At 65.1% G+C, this 1413-nt stretch carries 1 protein-coding gene; it reads left to right on the forward strand.

Going from position 1 to position 1413, the window contains the following annotated elements:
* Positions 1–90: 90 nt before the first annotated feature.
* Positions 91–1281: an IS701 family transposase gene (locus L2C96_RS44120; protein ID WP_372491330.1), complete on the forward strand. Its 1191-nt coding sequence runs from the start codon at positions 91–93 to the stop codon at positions 1279–1281.
* Positions 1282–1413 lie beyond the last annotated feature (132 nt).

Consider the following 1413-nt stretch of genomic DNA (forward strand, 5'->3'; position numbering starts at 1 on the left):
CATCACCTGGACAAAGACATTGTCAGACACGGCCTAGTACTCCAGCCGCACTTTGTGATCTTGTTCTGGTAGGTTCTTGATCTTGTGTGGGTGGATGAGGATGTTTCGGCATGGGTGACTGGGCTGGAGGAGTTGTTCGGGCGGGTCGCGGGCCGGTTCTTCCGTGCTGAGCCTCGCCGTCGTGCTCGTGCCTACGTGCGGGGTTTGTTAGCTCCGTTGGCGGACAAGAACGGCTGGACCCTGGCCGAGATTGCCGGTGATTCCACTCCGGATGGCATGCAGCGCCTGCTCAACGCCACCACCTGGGACACCGATGGTGTGCGGGACGACCTGCGCGCCTATGTGGTGGAGCATCTCGGTGACCCGGGCGGTGTTCTGGTGGTGGACGAGACCGGGTTCCTCAAGAAGGGCAGCAAGTCCGCCGGTGTTCAACGGCAGTACTCCGGGACCGCCGGCCGGATCGAGAACTGTCAACTCGGCGTGTTTCTTGCTTACACCACACCGAGAGGACGTGCGCTCGTCGATCGCGAGTTATATCTGCCGAAGTCCTGGATCGCCGATCGCGAGCGCTGCCGAGCAGCGGCAATACCCGATGAGATCGAGTTCGCGACGAAGACCACGCTGGCTAAGGCGATGCTCGCTCGCGCGTTCGCCGCCGGGGTGCCAGCACGATGGGTCACCGCCGACGAAGCCTACGGCCAAGACCACAAGTTCCGCTCCTGGCTGGAACAACACCACATCGGTTATGTCGTGGCCGTGCCGCGCAACCAAGCCCTGCCCGCCGGCGGGTTCGCCACCGCACGGGCGGATCAGCTCGTCGCCCAGGCGCCGCCCGAGAGCTGGAAACGGCGCTCAGCCGGCAACGGCGCCAAGGGACCACGACTCTACGACTGGGCCGCGGCCACCGTCCCGACGATCGGCGAGCACACCCCGGACGGCTGGACCCGCCGACTCCTCGTCCGCCGTCAGATCACCTCCGCTGGAGTGGAACCCGAACTGGCCTACTACCTGTGCTGCGCCCCCGCCACCACTCCAGACGAGGAATTGGTGCGCGTCGCCGGCGCACGCTGGGCCATCGAGGAGTGCTTCCAGACAGCCAAGACTGAAGTCGGTCTCGATCACTACCAGGTCCGACGCTATGACGCCTGGTATCGCCACATCACCCTCGCCATGCTCGCCCACGCCTACCTCGCCGTCACCGCCGCAGTGTCCCCAAAAGCCCTGGCCACGGCCTCATCCCGCTCACCCTCGGCGAAGTCCGTCGTCTCCTGGCACATCTGATCCACACCGGGCGCCCATCGCTCCGGATCCAGGCCTGGTCACGCTGGCGCCGACGCCACCAACACCGCGCCAAGGCCAGCCACTACCAGCGAAGACACAACCAACATCACGAAGTGCGGCTGGAGTACTAGG

This window comes from Amycolatopsis tucumanensis, assembly GCF_021654135.1.
GTDB lineage: Bacteria > Actinomycetota > Actinomycetes > Mycobacteriales > Pseudonocardiaceae > Amycolatopsis_E > Amycolatopsis_E tucumanensis.